Origin of the sequence: Acidicapsa dinghuensis, from assembly GCF_025685685.1 — a bacterium.
In the GTDB taxonomy this organism is placed as follows: domain Bacteria; phylum Acidobacteriota; class Terriglobia; order Terriglobales; family Acidobacteriaceae; genus Acidicapsa; species Acidicapsa dinghuensis.
Map to the genome: position 1 here is coordinate 441660 of NZ_JAGSYH010000002.1, position 14834 is coordinate 456493.

Below are 14834 nucleotides of genomic sequence, written 5' to 3' on the forward strand. Positions count from 1 at the left end.
TTACGATGTGATTGCGAGTCGGTGTTTTCAGAGATTCTCCTCTGAGCGTTTCTTCACGGCTTGCAAGCTCCTCTCCGCGGAAGTTCCTCTCCACCCATAACAATTTGACCAGCATGTTTCGCGCACCTTTCGCAAATACCGATTATGGGCTATTCGGTGCAAAGAAAAAGCCCAATCTTTCGATCGGGCTTTTTAAGTTTTGCGGGCAAAGCCCACGATTGAGTCAGTAAATTACTCAGCAGCCATCTCTTCCGCTTCGCCTTCCTGGCGCATGATCTCGAGCTCGCGTTCCTGAGCTTCGATCTCTGCAGAAACTTCCTGCTTGACTCGCTCTGCCGCTTCCTCCAGCTCCGGTGAGAGCTGGACGTTGCGGTAGTATTCGAGTCCGGTTCCGGCAGGAATCAGGCGGCCGACGATGACATTCTCCTTGAGACCGCGCAGGCTGTCGATGGCTCCGTTGATCGAGGCTTCGGTGAGCACGCGGGTGGTCTCTTGGAAGCTCGCGGCCGAGATGAAGCTGTCGGTCGAGAGTGACGCCTTGGTGATGCCCAGCAGTAGCGGACGGCCAATTGCCGGACGAGCACCTTGGGTAAGCACACGCTCGTTCTCTTCATTGAAGCGGAAGCGATCCACCTGCTGCTCGAGCAGGAAGTTCGTATCGCCCACGTCTTCAATGCGGACCCAACGCAGCATCTGACGCACGATCACCTCAATGTGCTTATCCGAGATAGCCACACCCTGCAGACGATAGACTTCCTGGATTTCGTTCACCAGGTAAGCCTGCAACTGCTTCTCACCGAGCACAGCAAGAATGTCGTGCGGGTTGAGCGGTCCGTCCATGAGAGGATCGCCGGCCGAGAGCCGCTCACCTTCCTGAACGTTGACGTGCGTACCACGCGGCACCGAGTACTCACGCTCTTCGCCATTGTCAGCCGTGACGTAGATGCGGCGCTGACCCTTGGTGACTTCACCAAAGCGAACCACGCCATCGATCTCCGAGATGATCGCGGTTTCGCGCGGCTTACGCGCTTCGAACAACTCAACGACGCGCGGCAGACCGCCGGTGATGTCCTTGGTACGAGTGGACTCACGCGGAATCTTGGCCAGGATGTCGCCCGGTCCGACAGTGTCGCCATCGAGTACCATGAGGTGAGCGCGGCTGGGCATGAGATACCGCTTCTTGCCCTTGGCGCCGTTGATCAGAATCGCAGGCTGACGCTTCTCATCGGGAGCGTCGGCAACCACCAGACGCGAAAGACCGGTGACTTCGTCGACTTCTTCGTTGAGAGTAATGCCTTCCTGCAGATCCTTGAACTGCACCGTGCCGCCGATTTCGGTGAGCACCGCGTAGGTGTAGGGATCCCATTCAGCCAACTGATCGCCAAGAGAAACCTTCTTGCCGTCGACCACGTGCAGACGCGCACCGTAAACAACCTGGTACCGCTCCTTTTCACGTCCGCGATCATCCACAATCGCGATCGAACCCGAGCGGTTCATGGCGACCAGCATGCCATCCTTCTCAGACTTAACCGTGTTGAGGTTGATGAAGTGCACGGTGCCATTGTTCTTGGCATCGAGACGGCTCTTGTCGGAAACACGTGAAGCCGTTCCGCCAACGTGGAAGGTACGCATCGTAAGCTGCGTGCCGGGCTCGCCGATAGACTGCGCCGCGATAACGCCGCAGGTTTCACCGAGTTCCACCATGCGTCCCGAACCGAGGTTGCGGCCATAGCAAAGAGCGCAAACACCGCGACGCGACTCGCAGGTGAGCACCGAACGGATCTTAACCCGCTCAACGCCAGCACCCTGAATGGCCGAAGCGATCTCCTCGTCGATCGGCTGGTTTACTTCCACCACAACGTTGCCGTCGAAGTCCTTGATGCGCTCAAGCGATACGCGGCCAATGATGCGGTCACGCAGAGGCTCGATGATTTCGCCAGATTCGACGATCGGGCTCACATAGATGCCCTCGACTGTGCCGCAATCCATCTCGGTAACGATGACATCCTGCGCCACGTCGACCAGACGGCGAGTGAGGTAGCCCGAGTCCGCGGTCTTGAGTGCGGTATCGGCCAGACCCTTACGCGCGCCGTGCGTCGAGATGAAGTACTCGAGCACCGTGAGGCCTTCGCGGAAGTTAGCGGTAATCGGCGTCTCGATAACTTCGCCCGAGGGCTTGGCCATCAAACCACGCATACCCGAGAGCTGACGGATCTGCTGTTTCGAACCACGGGCGCCGGAGTCAGCCATGATGTATATCGGATTCATGGTTCCGTCTTTATCCGCCTTCTTCATGTTGCCGAACATCTCATCGGCAACCTGCTCCGTCACAGCCGACCAGATCTGAATAACCTTGTTCGAACGCTCGCCGTTGGTGATCGCGCCGTCCAGATACTGCTGCTGCACTTCAATCACACGCTTGTCGGCGTCAGCAACGGTGGTGTACTTGGAATCGGGAATGACCATGTCATCCAGACCCACCGAGAGACCCGAGCGCGTAGCGAACTGGAAGCCCAGTTCCTTGATGCGATCGAGCATCTTCACCGTAACCTCAAGGCCGAGGTTCTGGTTGCAATAGCTTACGAGTTGACCGATGCCCTTCTTCTTGAGCAGGCCGTTCACAAACGGCATACCCTCAGGCAGAGCGTCATTCAGAAGAGTACGACCGACCGTGGTCGACAAATACTCTTTGTTGAACTCAACCGCATCAGTGTGCATCAGATCCTGGTCGTCATAAGCCGTCGTCATGTCGAGCACACGGCCCGTGTAACGCAGGCGAATTGGCGACAGCGTCTCTACTTCACCGGCATGCAACGCCATCAGAACTTCTTCAGCGTTCGCAAAGGTGCGTCCCTCGCCCTTGGCTCCCGCCTTGGACTTGGTCACGTAGTAGAGGCCAAGCACCATGTCCTGTGTGGGCACGGTGATGGGCGATCCCGAAGCAGGCGACAGAATGTTGTGCGCAGCCAGCATCAGCACCGAGGCTTCAATCTGCGCCTCAGGCGAAAGCGGAATGTGCACGGCCATCTGGTCACCGTCGAAGTCTGCGTTGAACGCAGTGCAGACCAGCGGATGAATCTTGATCGCCTTGCCTTCCACCAGCACCGGCTCAAAAGCCTGAATACCGAGGCGATGCAGCGTTGGGGCGCGATTCAGCAGAATGGGGTGATCCTTGATGACTTCTTCGAGGATGTCCCAAACCACTGGCTCCTGCATCTCCACCATTTCCTTGGCTTGCTTGATGGTGGTGCAGTGGCCCGTCTGCTCCAGGCGGTGATAGATGAAGGGCTTGAACAGCTCAAGCGCCATCTTCTTCGGCAGACCGCACTGGTGCAGCTTCATCTCAGGACCAACCACGATCACCGAACGGCCGGAGTAGTCCACGCGCTTGCCGAGCAGGTTCTGACGGAAGCGGCCCTGCTTGCCCTTCAGCGTATCCGAGAGCGACTTCAGCGGGCGGTTGTTGGCGCCACGCAACACGCGTCCGCGGCGCCCATTGTCAAACAGCGCGTCGACAGCTTCCTGCAGCATGCGCTTTTCGTTGCGCACAATCACTTCAGGAGCGTGCAGATCCATCAGCTTCTTCAACCGGTTGTTACGGTTGATGACGCGACGATAGAGATCGTTCAGATCAGAGGTCGCAAAGCGGCCGCCGTCCAGCGGCACCAGCGGACGCAGCTCCGGAGGAATAACCGGCAGCACATCGAGAATCATCCACTGCGGCTTGTTGCCACTCTTGCGGAAGGCTTCGATGACCTTGAGACGCTTCGAGTACTTCAGCTTCTTCTGCACCGAAGTCTCACTGCGCATCTTCTCACGAATCTCAGTGGCGAGCTCTTCCGGCTCGACGCGCTTCAACAGCTCCTTGATAGCCTCAGCGCCCATCATGGCCTTGAAGCCGGTAGGGCGATACTGCTGATCGAGCTCGCGGAAGCGATTCTCGTCCTTGATGACCTCGCGCTCCTTCACCGGCGCGTCGCCCGCATCGACAACCACGTACGACTCGAAGTACAGAATGCTTTCGAGATCGCGCAGTGAGATGTCGAGCAGATGGCCGATACGCGAAGGCAGGCCCTTGAAGAACCACACGTGCGAGCAGGGCGAAGCCAGTTCAATGTGGCCCATGCGCTCACGGCGCACCTTGGACACAGTCACTTCCACGCCGCACTTGTCGCAGATCACGCCGCGGTGCTTCATGCGCTTGTACTTGCCGCAGAGACACTCCCAGTCAGTGACGGGGCCAAAGATGCGGGCGCAGAACAGACCGTCGCGCTCCGGCTTGAATGTACGGTAATTAATGGTCTCCGGCTTGGTCACTTCGCCATGCGACCAGCTCCGGATCTTTTCCGGAGAGGCAAGCATGATGCGGATTGCGTCGAAGTCCTTAATCGGGCTGGTAAGTTCGAATGGATTGGAACGGAACAAGGCGACCCTCCTATACGTGATCGTCGCTGTTTCCAGGGCATCTACTGCGGGGATTTCTGCCTGACCCTGGGAAGCGGTTTCTAAGCCACTCCGGCAGTTCCCTCAATGTCTTGCTGCGGGTGCCCCACCCTTGCCGCGTTCTTTGCGGCAAGGGTGGGAAAACCACAGTTAATCGGCTACGGCCACATCGATCAGCTCCGGCTGCGGCAGCTTCTTCAAGTCCGCGCGCTTGATCAGCTCGACATCCAGGCAAAGCGCCTGAAGCTCGCGGATCAGCACGTTGAAGCTCTCCGGCACACCCGGCTCGATCGCCGCTTCGCCCTTGACGATGGCCTCGTAGATCTTCGTACGGCCATAAACGTCATCGGACTTGGCGGTGAGCAGCTCCTGCAGAATGTAGGCCGCACCGTATGCTTCCAGCGCCCACACTTCCATTTCACCGAAGCGCTGGCCACCGAACTGCGCCTTGCCACCCAGCGGCTGCTGGGTGATGAGCGAGTACGGTCCGATGGAGCGAGCGTGAATCTTGTCGTCCACCAGGTGCGAGAGCTTCAGCATGTAGATGTAGCCAACGGTGACAGGCTGTTCAAACTGTTCGCCTGTCATGCCGTCATAAAGCGCCGTCTTGCCCGAGCTGGGCAAACCGGCAGCTGCGAGCAGCGCCTTGATTTCGCCTTCCTGCGCACCGTCGAAGACCGCAGTGCCAAACCAGATACCGCGCTTCATACCCTTGCTCACGCGGATCAGCATCTCGTCGTCGAGCTCGAGCAAATGATTCAGTGTCGCCGTTCCCTTGAAGCCTTCCTTGATCTGCTCGCGCAGATAGTTCACATCACTGTTCTGCTTGACGACTTCGGCAATCTTCGCGCCGAGTCCGGCAGCAGCCCAGCCGAGATGCGTCTCAAGAATCTGTCCGACGTTCATACGCGAAGGAACGCCGAGCGGATTCAGCACGATCTCAACCGGTGTGCCATCGGGCAGATACGGCATGTCTTCCTCAGGAAGGATGCGCGCGATCACGCCCTTGTTGCCGTGACGGCCAGCCATCTTGTCACCCACCGAAAGCTTGCGCTTCATGGCGATGTAGACCTTGACCATCTTGATCACGCCCGGCGAAAGCTCATCACCCTTCTGGAGCTTGGCAATGCGCTCGTTGGTGATCTTACGCAGCACTTCGATCTGACGCGAGGTCATCTCTTCGATCTCGTCGATCTGCTCATTCACGCGCGGGTCCTTGTCCGCAAAGCGAATGCGCTTCAGGTTCTTCGTCGAGATGCGCTCGATGGTCTCGCGATCGAGGATCATGCCCTTGGTCAGCAGGCGTTTGTTGGTGCGCTCGTCGTGCAGATCGGCAAGCACTTCCTTGTTGCCCAGAATGCCGTCGAGGCGCTTGAGACGCTCGTCCGTCAGAATGCGGATTTCATCGCCCAGGTTCTTTTCAAGCTTGGCCGTGTTCTCCGCTTCAATCTGCTTGGCGCGCTCGTCCTTCTCCTGGCCCTTGCGGCTGAAGATGCGGACGTCAACGACCGTACCTTCAATGCCCGGAGGGCAGGTCAACGAAGCATCGCGCACATCGCCGGCCTTTTCGCCGAAGATTGCGCGCAGCAACTTCTCTTCCGGAGTGAGCTGCGTCTCGCCCTTCGGCGTAACCTTTCCGACCAGGATGTCGCCATGCTTGATCTGAGCGCCGATGCGAATGATGCCGCTCTCATCCAGATCGCGCAGCGCCGACTCGGAGACGTTCGGAATATCACGCGTGATTTCCTCCGGTCCGAGCTTCGTGTCGCGGGCTTCGATTTCAAACTCCTCGATGTGCACCGAGGTGTAGTAATCCTCCTTCACCAGCTTCTCGCTGATAAGGATGGCGTCTTCGAAGTTGTATCCGCGCCACGGCATGAAGGCCACCAGCACGTTGCGGCCGAGCGCAAGCTCGCCCTGCTCCGTGCAAGGACCATCCGCGATCACCTGCCCCTTCAGCACGCGGTCGCCTTCGCGAACCACCGGCTTCTGGTTGATGCAGGTGTTCTGGTTCGAGCGCTTGAACTTGATGAGCTGGTAGATGTCCGAACCCACCTCGCGCGAGAGCTGCGTCGGATGATGCTCGCCCTCGACACGGATGATGATGCGCTCAGAGTCGACCGAGTCCACAATTCCATTACGCTTGGCGATGATCACAGCGCCCGAGTCGCGAGCCGTGACGCCTTCCATACCGGTACCCACCAGCGGCGCTTCAGCCACCAGCAGCGGAACCGACTGGCGTTGCATGTTCGCACCCATCAGAGCGCGGTTTGCGTCGTCATGCTCGAGGAACGGCACCAGCGATGCAGCCACCGAAACAAGTTGCTTCGGGCTCACGTCGATGAAGTCGACCTCGGCGCGATTGACCAGAACAAAGTTGCCCTGGCGGCGAGCATTGACCAGCTCTTCCGTGATGTTGCCGTTCGCATCGAACTCGATGTTTGCCTGCGCAATCGTGTGCCGGTCTTCTTCCCATGCGGAAAGATAGAAGCTGAACGGCATCCAATCGATCTTGCGCTTGCCAGCCGCACCGAGTTCTTTGTTCTTCTCGATAGCCGCAAGCTTCTCGATGGTATCGCCCACGCGCATTCCGCTCTCGCCGGCATTCACCACTTCAACGAAGTCGAGAATGCGGCCATCTTTCACCTTGCGGTAAGGCGACTCGATAAAGCCGTACTCGTTGATGCGCGCAAAGCAGCTCAGCGAGCTGATCAGACCGATGTTCGGACCTTCCGGCGTTTCGATCGGGCAGATACGTCCATAGTGCGTCGGGTGCACGTCGCGGACTTCAAAGCCCGCGCGCTCACGCGACAAACCGCCCGGCCCAAGAGCCGACAGACGCCGCTTGTGCGTGATTTCCGATAGCGGGTTTGTCTGGTCCATGAACTGCGACAACTGCGAAGAACCGAAGAACTCGCGGATCGCCGCCATGACCGGCTTGGCATTGATCAGGTCGTGCGGCATCGCCGTCGAGAGCTCCTGATACACGCTCATCTTTTCCTTGATCGCGCGCTCCATGCGCACCAGACCGATGCGGAACTGATTCTCCATCAGTTCGCCCACGGCGCGGACGCGGCGGTTGCCAAGGTGATCGATATCGTCCACCGTGCCGATGTTCTTGCGCAGCTTCAGCAGGTAGCGGATCGTCGCATAGAAGTCCTCAGGCGTCAGCGTGCGGCGGTCCAGCGCGCTGGTGTCGTTGTCGTTCGACTCGTACAGCTTGATGTTGAACTTCAGACGGCCCACACGCGAGAAGTCATACTTGCGCTGGTCGAAGAACATACCTTCAAAGAGCGCAGTCGCGGTATCCAGGGTCGGTGGATCGCCCGGACGCAGCTTGCGGTAGATTTCGATCAGCGCCTCTTCAGGCTTACGCACCGAGTCGCGCCGCAGCGTGTTGGTGATGACGTTGCCCACGTCATCGCGCTCAGGGAAGAAAACCTCGATTGAAGACGCGCCCGAAGCCTGAATCTTGTGCAGGCGATCTGCGGTCAGCTCGGTGTTGGCCTCGACAATGATCTCGCCAGTCTCCAGGTCGACCACGTCAGAAGCCGTCAGCGTGCCATCAAGCTCGGCATTCTCGATCTCGACACTCTCGACGCCGTGCGAGCGGAGCGCCTTCAGGATCGACGCTGAAATCTTGCGGCCCGAGTGCGCGATCTCTTCGCCATTCACGATCACCGCATGCGCCGGCTTTGCACCCAGCAAATGGGTGGCCACGCCCGCTTCCTGCGGAACAGTCCAGAAGATCTTGTTGTCCTTGAGCTGAATCTTGTCGACCGTATAGAAGGTCTTCAGAATCTCCTCATCCGAACGCAGACCCAGCGCGCGCAGGAAGATAGTGCCCAGGAACTTGCGCTTGCGGTCAATGCGGACATACAGCGTGTTCTTGGTGTCGTACTCGAACTCGACCCACGAACCGCGGTACGGAATGATCTTGCCCAGGAAGTAGGTCCGGTTGTTCGCCGTTTCAAAGAAGACGCCAGGCGAACGGTGGAGCTGCGACACGATGACGCGCTCGGTGCCGTTCACGATGAACGTGCCATTGGGCGTCATCAGCGGAATATCGCCAAAGAAGACTTCCTGCTCCTTGATGTCGCGAATCGTCTTCGAACCGGTCTCAGGGTCCTTGTCGAAGATCGTCAGGCGCACCGTCACCTTCAGCGGAGCCGAGAACGTCATGCCGCGCTCTTCGCACTCCTGCTGGTCATACTTCAACTGCAGGCCCACAGGGTCGCCGCACTTGTTGCAGAAGTCCGGCGTGTTCTTGTTGTACGTGCCGCAGTGCTGGCAAAGTACGTCGCCGGGATGGAACGGATCAGTGATCACCATCGAACCGCAGTTCACGCAGGCGGTTCTCAGGTGGTGCAATCCTTTGAGGTGGCCGCACTTGCACTCCCAGTTGCCGATGGAAAAGTCGACAAAGTCGAGCTGCGAGATATTCCGGAAATCGGTGATCGGAAAGACCGAGGTAAACACCGACTGCAGGCCATTGTCGTCCCGCTCGTTCGGGAGCTTGTCCATCTGCAGAAACCGCTCATACGAGCGGCGCTGCACTTCGATCAGGTTGGGAATCTGGATGGCGGTAGGAATCTTGGAAAAGTCGAGTCGGCTGCGAATAGCGCGATTCTCGTTCGGCATGCTTCACTCCTGAGACCCGTGTCCCCGGAGTTCCAGCCTCTTGCCCGGCTGGAGAACCGCCGTCCCAGGTCCTGGACGCACGGCATACTCCGGAATTTATTTCGTGCGGTACTGCTAGTCCGCAATCGCGGAATTCATCTGCGAATTCCGTCCTGCCATGTCGCGCGCTGCAACCAAACTACCCGCGGCGCAACTCAAATACTGCAATCGCCAGACTTCGGCGGCGGAACTCTGAGGTTTTTCCACTTGCCCTATTTCGACCGGCGCGGCTAAACTCCCGTTTGTTGGGAGCCTGCGGCCCTCGAAAGCGCGAGTGGTCAGGCTTTTACAGGTGTGGCAGCGGCTTGGACAGCGCGATTCGATTCCGCAGTTAGGGGATTGGATAGCAGAAATCCGGACACGCCAAATCGCCCGCAGAGACAAAGTGTCCCGCGAGCGCAGCTAAATTTCTGTGCCCTGATTCCGAATTTGCTCCCCACCCTTGCCGATCCGACGCTCGCTTCTAATTAAGCCCGCTCAGCTCACGATCCAGTAATTACTCCGCACGCAATTACCGGCCATGCGCAACTCGCGCGGTACCATGATGTACCGCACGCCACATTTCCGATTCCGCCTGAAAATTTCTCCGAGTACGCATTTCCGGCCCCTCCCAAACGATCGGGACGCAAAAAGGGACGGCAAGACGCGCAACTTTTAATGTAGCGCGTCTTGGCCGCAATTGCAAATGCGTGGTATTGAAATTGCTAGGAAAGCCTTCCGGCTTCGCACGAAACCATGAAAACCGAAAATCCGGTTACTTGATTTCGACAGTAGCGACGCCTTCGAACTTCTTCTTGACGGTCTCAGCCTCTTCCTTGCTCACGTTCTCCTTGAGCGGCTTCGGAGCGCCATCGACCAGGTCCTTGGCCTCCTTCAGGCCGAGCGAGGTCACTTCACGGACAGCCTTAATGGTCGCGATCTTGTTCGCGCCAGCATCCTTCAGGATGACCGTGAACTCGGTCTGCTCTGCGGCAGCCTCAGGAGCCGCGGCGCCAGCGCCACCAGCCGCCACAACAGCCACCGGGGCCGCTGCCGCCGCGGAAACGCCGAGGCGCTCCTCAAGGGCCTTCACCAGAGCCGCTGCTTCCAGCAGGCTCAGGCTTACAATCTGCTCTTCAATCTGCTTAACATCCGCCATTGTTCTTCTCCAGTCCAAAAACTTGTTTGATTACTACTGCCCGCCTGCCAGAAGCCAAGGTTTCCGATGCGCCAGACTCGCGCCCCTTGCCGCCTTCAGCGGAAAACTTATTGCCAAACCAGCCAGTTACGCGGCTGGTCCGGAAAACTTCTCGGCCTTCACGGCCTCGTTGACCACCACCGCCAAGTCGCGGCCCGTGGCATTCAGCACCGTTACCAGGCGCTGCGCCGGAGCGTTGATCAGGAAGAGCAGCTTTGCGTAAATCTCTTCCTTCGGAGGCATCGCCGCCAGAGCCTTCACTTCTTCAGGCTTGATCAGCTTGCCGTCAACAATGCCCAGCTTGAAAGTAAAATCGGCATTGTCTGTCACCCACTTCGAGAAGGCCTTGGCCAGCTCGACCGGGTCACCCGAGGTGAACGCCGCAGCGCTCACACCCTTCAGCCCCTTGAGAGCCTCTTCGACCTTCGTGCCCTCGCCGGCCTTTGCCGCCAGCTTGTTCTTGAGCACGTGGTACTTACCGCCGGCCGCGCGCACAACCTTGCGCAGCTCGAAGTCCTGAGCCACCGTCATCTTGGAAAAAGTGCCAATGATCGCCGTCGTGGAGGTTTCAAGCTCCTTGGCCAGCACCTTCACCTTCTCACTCTTCTTCGCCCTGGATAATGCCATCGCTTTCGCTCCTGCCCCTGGCTTCACACCCGCTGGCGCTTCGCGCCATCCATCTCATCTTTTCGGCGTCACCGCGCCAGAGGCTCAAAAGAGGAGTTTTCGGGAAAAACTGAAATCCTGCCTGGAATCGCCCACAATCCTGAAGGCTGCTTACGCCTTCACAGCTGCATCCGCCGCAGCGCCGTCAATCGGAACCCCAGGCCCCATAGTCGAGCTCAGCGTGATCCCCTTGACATACTTACCCTTAGCCGCCGAAGGCTTGGCGCGCATCACGCTCGCCAGCACCGTGTTCGCGTTATCGACCAGCTTCTCAGGCGCAAAGCTCAACTTGCCCACCGGCACATGCACCAGAGCGGTCTTATCGGCGCGGAACTCTACCTTACCGGCCTTGATTTCCTTAATCGCCGCAGCCACATCCTGCGTCACCGTACCCGTCTTCGGGTTCGGCATCAGGCCGCGCGGTCCGAGCACCTTACCCAGGCGACCCACCGACTTCATCATGTCCGGCGTCGCGATCAGCGCATCAAAAGCGGTCCAGGATTCCTTCTGGATCTTCTCAACCATCTCTTCGCCGCCGACAAAATCCGCGCCGGCCGCCTCGGCGTCCTTCAGGCGGTCGCCCGAAGCGATCACCGCCACAATCTTGGTCTTGCCTAGTCCGTGCGGCAGAACCACCGTTCCACGCACCATCTGATCGGCATGCCGGGTGTCGACGCCAAGACGCAGGGTCAGATCGACGGTCTCGTCGAATTTAGCGAACTTGACCTTCTGCAGAAGGGTAACTGCCTCAGGCAGCAGATAGTTGCGCGATTCCACTGCGGCGCGCGCCTTCGTAATATTCTTGCTGGCTTTCTTTGCCATGCTCCCTCATCTCCCACCGCACATGCCAGTCCCGGTCATTTCGACCTTTTACAGGAAGCTCGGAGATCCTCCTCGATCGGCCATTCGCCCAATCAAGTCTCAACGAGCCCAAGTGCCGTGGTGCTTTTGATGGGCCACTCGGTGAGAGTGGACACATCTATGAAGTATGCCAGAAAGCCGTTCCGAGAGCAAATGCGGCTGAGCCGTTTTACTTCGCTGGCCTTAACCGTTGCATTCGTGCCGCGCCGGAAAGCACCTGCCGGACGACCACCTCAACCCGTCCGCCTCTGCCCTCCCGTTCCCAGCGATACGCCCCATCCGTAGTACGCCGGTAGAGCGGCATCGGGATCACGCTCCCTCGACCATTGGTCGGATTGGCCTCATCGTGGTGGGCAGCACAGTTTCCCCGTGTCAGTACCGGCCCTAACGCCTGAAAGCTGTACGGCGAAGTCATCCGAATCTTAGCCTCGACATTTTCGCTGATCAGCATTACCGGCAAGCCGGCTTCAAAAATCTTCGCCAATACGTCACTGTTGCTGGACACACGGCAGCAGCCACCCGCGGACTTGCGTCCCGCAATTCCACAATCTGCCTCTTGATAACGATAGAAAGAAAACTTCACTTCGATCTCAGTTCCACCCATCAAACGAATCTTTCCTGCCTGACTTGTTAGCACTGAAATCACGCTGCCTTGATTCGTCATAACTACCCCTTTGCGTTTCCTACCTGTGGATAGTAAGGCGACTTTCGCCGGGCGCGGGTGACGAACAGCACAGCAGTTACACCACCTTCAGGTCACAAGGCCAACGGATTTCATTACGGGCATAACTGGATGAAACAAGCTATCGGCGCGGCATCCAGCCGAGTCCAAACGAGACTTAGCCGAAAGAGAGCGTTTTTGATGCTCTGCCCCGCACTCAGACCTGAATTACCAGGCGGTCAGTGAGTCTCAAACAGAAAAGGAGCAGCATATTGCCACTCCCTCTCAAACAAGTGAAGCCTCAAACGAGTTCAGTTACTTCGTTTCCGGCACCACAGTCAGCGTCATGCTGCTGGGATACTGCGCGCTGTGATGAATGGAAGTGTGAGCCACCACACCAGTGGTTTCGTCGTAGTTATTGCCACCCGTATTCAGGTTGCGATCAAACCGCGGAAAGTTTGCGCCAGCCACTTCCAACCGGATGCGATGGCCTCTTCCGAAGTAGTTACTCGTAACCATCGGCGTCAGCGTTACCTTGTACACCTTCCCATTCTCCATCAGCACCTTCTTGTCATCGCCCTCGCGATAGCGCAGCCGCTGAATCGTCTCGTCCAGGTTGTAAGCAGTACCATCCGGCTGCACGTCGATCAGCTTGGCCGTCACATCCGTATCCTTCACATCGCTGCTGACGTAGTAAGTGACGGTGATAGGACCGCTGACCTCCACACCATCATCCAGCGGATCACTCGTATATACGAGGATGTCGTCGCGAGTCTCCATCTTGCGCTGATCCAGCGCCCCGCCATTGCCAGGGATGGTATTCGCCGCGCAACACACATTGCCGCCATAGCTCGGCGTTGGATTCATCGGGTCATACGTGAAAGTGTCCGGCGCATCCGGCGCATTCTTCACGGCCTTCGTCTCCGCTGCCGCAAACTTCAGCAACGGAGCCTGCCCCTTATCCGCAACAAGCAGCAACTTGCCGTCGCCGTTCATCGTGTTCGCATGCCCATTGCTCGTAAGCGCCAGCGTCACCGGAGCTGCCCCCTTGGGCGGCCACGTTTCGCTCTTCTTCCACTGATTCACGCCCATCTCGTAATACATCACCTTGGGCTGCTTCTCCAGAAACCCGTTATCCTCACCCTTCAGGAAGTGGTCAAACCACGAGAACGTCATCTCGTCGTAGTCCAGCCGCGCATCGCCCATATCGCGTTCGCCTACCACCGTCTTCTCTGTCGCGCGCTTGTACCCGCAATGCAGCGTCGGAGCGATCACCGCATACTGATCCTCACGAAACAGATTCGACTGGTCGTTGCGCACAAAGTTATACGCCGCCAGATTCGGCCCAATGCTTACGTCATACCAGGTCATAAACCAAAATCCCGGCTTATGAATCGGCATCGTGTCGCTCTGCCACAATCCACCCTTGCGCCACGCCGGGTCGCCCGGAGTGCGCTCAATCATCGCGCCACCCGTATCCACCGGCATCTTATCCGCATAAATACCTGCAGGCCCACCAGCCGCCTTGATGATGTCCTGCTCAGGAAGGTGCTTGAACGCCTCGGCCCAGTCAATCTGCTTCATCTGTGGAGCCAGATCGAACAGCTTCGCTCCTTCAATCAACTGCTCCTGTGTAGCATCCTTCGGAAACATCGGCCGGATCTGATTCTGCTCCCCCGCTATCCAGTCGATAAACAGCATCTGCACCGCGCCCCCGCGGTACCAGTTGCCCTGCTCGTTGTACGGGCCCACCTTGCCCACGCCCGCGCCAAAGCTCTGCGGAATGATCGTTGTCAAATACTGATTGTTCAGCGACGCCGCAGCAAGCTGCCACTCAGCAGTCGAAGAACAGCCGATCAGGCCGATCTTGCCGTTGCCCCAATCCTGCTTGCCCATCCAGTTGAACTGATCTTCCGCATCCGTCAACGGCGCGCCAAGAATGTCATAGTTCCCTTCGCTGAAGAAGTGCCCGCGCTCATTCATCTCCACAATGGCGTAGCCGCGCTTCACATACTCCAGTTCCGTGCTCATATCGCGCCAGGTACCGTTGCGCACATCCCAAAAATTGAAGTTATACGGCGTGCGGCTGAAGACAATCGGCACTTTCTTGCTCGTGTCCTTGGGCCGATAGATGTCCGCCTGCATGCGTGTGCCATCGCGCATCGGCACCATCACCTTCCGATCAATGATCGCGATATCTTCAAGCTGCTTTTCAACCTCTTCCCGATGCTTGATCAGCGCAGCGTGCTCTTCCGGCGTCATAGGAGCACGTGGCCCTTGCGCATACAAAGAGGTGAAAGCAGATACAACAGCAACAGCGACAGCAAGCGACCGCACGCGCATCGG

Annotated in this window: 7 protein-coding genes; all 7 read right to left on the reverse strand. The window is 58.1% G+C overall.

Annotated elements, in window-relative coordinates:
• Nucleotides 1-231 precede the first annotated feature (231 nt).
• The 7 genes from rpoC to OHL22_RS05440 all read right to left on the reverse strand — a co-directional run bounded on the left by rpoC (nucleotide 232) and on the right by OHL22_RS05440 (nucleotide 14831).
• Nucleotides 232-4425, reverse strand: a complete 4194-nt coding sequence (gene rpoC, locus OHL22_RS05410; protein WP_263334066.1) for a DNA-directed RNA polymerase subunit beta' — start codon at nucleotides 4423-4425, stop codon at nucleotides 232-234.
• Between the two features lie 168 nt (nucleotides 4426-4593).
• Nucleotides 4594-9084: a DNA-directed RNA polymerase subunit beta gene (gene rpoB, locus OHL22_RS05415; RefSeq protein WP_263334068.1), complete on the reverse strand. Its 4491-nt coding sequence runs from the start codon at nucleotides 9082-9084 to the stop codon at nucleotides 4594-4596.
• A 793-nt stretch (nucleotides 9085-9877) separates the two neighbouring features.
• Nucleotides 9878-10261 carry a 50S ribosomal protein L7/L12 gene (rplL, locus tag OHL22_RS05420; protein WP_263334071.1) on the reverse strand — a complete coding sequence of 128 codons (384 nt, stop codon included), beginning with the start codon at nucleotides 10259-10261 and terminating at the stop codon, nucleotides 9878-9880.
• 126 nt (nucleotides 10262-10387) lie between these two features.
• Complete coding sequence (rplJ, locus tag OHL22_RS05425; protein ID WP_263334073.1) at nucleotides 10388-10927, reverse strand: 50S ribosomal protein L10; 540 nt, start codon at nucleotides 10925-10927, stop codon at nucleotides 10388-10390.
• A gap of 150 nt (nucleotides 10928-11077) precedes the next feature.
• Nucleotides 11078-11788 (reverse strand): 50S ribosomal protein L1, encoded by a 711-nt coding sequence (gene rplA, locus OHL22_RS05430; RefSeq protein ID WP_263334075.1) that lies wholly within the window; start codon nucleotides 11786-11788, stop codon nucleotides 11078-11080.
• Between the two features lie 208 nt (nucleotides 11789-11996).
• On the reverse strand, nucleotides 11997-12491 hold the full coding sequence (locus OHL22_RS05435; RefSeq protein ID WP_263334078.1) for a hypothetical protein: 495 nt from the start codon (nucleotides 12489-12491) through the stop codon (nucleotides 11997-11999).
• Between the two features lie 312 nt (nucleotides 12492-12803).
• Entirely contained in the window at nucleotides 12804-14831 is a 2028-nt protein-coding gene (locus OHL22_RS05440) for a CocE/NonD family hydrolase (RefSeq protein WP_263334080.1), read from the reverse strand.
• Between the last annotated feature and the right edge of the window lie 3 nt (nucleotides 14832-14834).